Here is a 2500-nt window from a genome sequence, read left to right on the forward strand (position 1 = left end):
CTCTTTTGTAATTATTCCCGGCGGCGACCTACTTTCCCACACAGTTACCCGTGCAGTATCATCGGCCCTGAGGGGCTTAACTTCCGTGTTCGAGATGGGAACGGGTGTGACCCCCTCGGCATAGCCACCGAGAAATCGTTTATGGTTACGCTGTAGGCGTTTCCATGACTTTTTCTTGTCAATTGCATTGTGTGGTTTTCGTTTAGGTTTTGATTGTATGTTGTTCGATTTATATCCGGTCAGGGGGAAGGAGAACCTTCCCCCGAACCGTTTTAATAATTTTATGGTCAAGCCTCACGGCCGATTAGTACCGGTAAGCTAAATGCATTGCTGCAATTACACACCCGGCCTATCAACGTTGTAGTCTTCAACGGGCCTTTAGGGGTTGTTACACCCAGGGATACCTAATCTTGAAGGAGGCTTCCCGCTTAGATGCTTTCAGCGGTTATCCTTTCCGTACGTGGCTACCCAGCGACTGCGCCTGGCGGCACAACTGGAACACTAGCGGTACGTCCATCCCGGTCCTCTCGTACTAAGGACAGCTCTTCTCAAGTATCCTGCGCCCACGGTAGATAGGGACCAAACTGTCTCACGACGTTTTAAACCCAGCTCGCGTACCGCTTTAATTGGCGAACAGCCAAACCCTTGGGACCTACTTCAGCCCCAGGATGCGATGAGCCGACATCGAGGTGCCAAACCTCCCCGTCGATGTGAACTCTTGGGGGAGATCAGCCTGTTATCCCCGGAGTACCTTTTATCCGTTGAGCGACGGCCCTTCCATACAGAACCGCCGGATCACTATGACCTACTTTCGTACCTGCTCGACTTGTTGGTCTCGCAGTCAAGCTCCCTTATGCCATTGCACTCTACGCCCGGTTTCCAATCGGGCTGAGGGAACCTTCGCGCGCCTCCGTTACTCTTTGGGAGGCGACCGCCCCAGTCAAACTACCCACCAGACAGTGTTCCCGACCCGGATGACGGGCCAAGGTTAGACAACCAAAACAACCAGGGTGGTATTTCAAGGTTGACTCCACCGACACTAGCGTGCCAGCTTCAAAGTCTCCCACCTATCCTACACAAGCTATTCCGAATGTCACTGTCAAGCTATAGTAAAGGTTCACGGGGTCTTTCCGTCTTACCGCGGGTACTCGGCATCTTCACCGAGAATTCAATTTCGCTGAGTCACTGGTTGAGACAGCGCGGAAATCGTTACGCCATTCGTGCAGGTCGGAACTTACCCGACAAGGAATTTCGCTACCTTAGGACCGTTATAGTTACGGCCGCCGTTTACTGGGGCTTCGGTTCAAAGCTTCGCTTGCGCTAACAAATCCCCTTAACCTTCCAGCACCGGGCAGGCGTCAGTCCGTATACATCGTCTTACGACTTAGCACAGACCTGTGTTTTTAGTAAACAGTCGCTACCGCCATTTCTCTGCGACCCTCTTCGGCTTCACGTGTAAATCGCTACACCTAATGAGGGCACACCTTCTCCCGAAGTTACGGTGTCATTTTGCCGAGTTCCTTAACCAGTGTTATCTCAATCACCTTAGGATTTTCTCCTCACCCACCTGAGTCGGTTTACGGTACGGTCACCTGCTGTCTGAAGCTTAGAGGCTTTTCTTGGAAGCATGGGATCAACGACTTTATGAGCATACGCTCTCGTCATCACGTCTCAGGGTTGAATGGGAAAGTGGATTTGCCTGCTCTCCCCCCCTACACGCTTAAACCGGGATAACCAGTACCCGGCTCGCCTACCCTTCTCCGTCCCCCCATCGCAACAACAGGTGGTACAGGAATATTAACCTGTTTCCCATCAACTACGCCTTTCGGCCTCGCCTTAGGGACCGACTAACCCTTCGCAGATTACCTTTACGAAGGAAACCTTGGGTTTACGGTGTGCGGGTTTCTCACCCGCATTTTCGCTACTCATGTCAGCATAATCTCTTGTGATACCTCCAGCCGTTCTCACGATCGACCTTCACAGGCTTACACAATGTTCCTCTACCGCTGATACCTTAAGGTATCAACCCGTAGCTTCGGTACCATGCTTAGCCCCGTTACATTTTCCGCGCAGACCCACTCGACCAGTGAGCTATTACGCTTTCTTTAAAGGGTGGCTGCTTCTAAGCCAACCTCCTGGTTGTCTGGGCATTTCCACATCGTTTTCCACTTAGCATGAATTTGGGGACCTTAGCTGACGGTCTGGGCTCTTTCCCTTTTGACGACGGATCTTATCACCCGCCGTCTGACTCCCGCGCTGATCGTTGACGGTATTCGGAGTTTGATTGGGTTTGGTAATCTGGTGAGACCCCTAGCCCATCCAGTGCTCTACCCCCGTCACGTATACGCGAGGCTATACCTAAATATATTTCGAGGAAAACCAGCTATCTCCGAGTTTGATTAGCCTTTCACTCCTATCCACAGCTCATCCCCTGGCTTTTCAACGCCAGTGGGTTCGGGCCTCCACGAAGTGTTACCTTCCTTTCACCCTGGCCATGGAT

Annotated in this window: 2 rRNA genes (1 of these 2 cut by a window edge); both read right to left on the reverse strand. The window is 51.9% G+C overall.

The features are described from left to right. Positions 1-15: 15 nt before the first annotated feature. Positions 16-132: ribosomal RNA gene (gene rrf, locus ACOCF6_RS02130) — 5S ribosomal RNA — on the reverse strand. Between the two features lie 151 nt (positions 133-283). Further along, a 23S ribosomal RNA gene (locus tag ACOCF6_RS02135) occupies positions 284-2500 on the reverse strand (it continues 737 nt past the right edge of the window).

The organism is Geobacter psychrophilus (assembly GCF_056821595.1).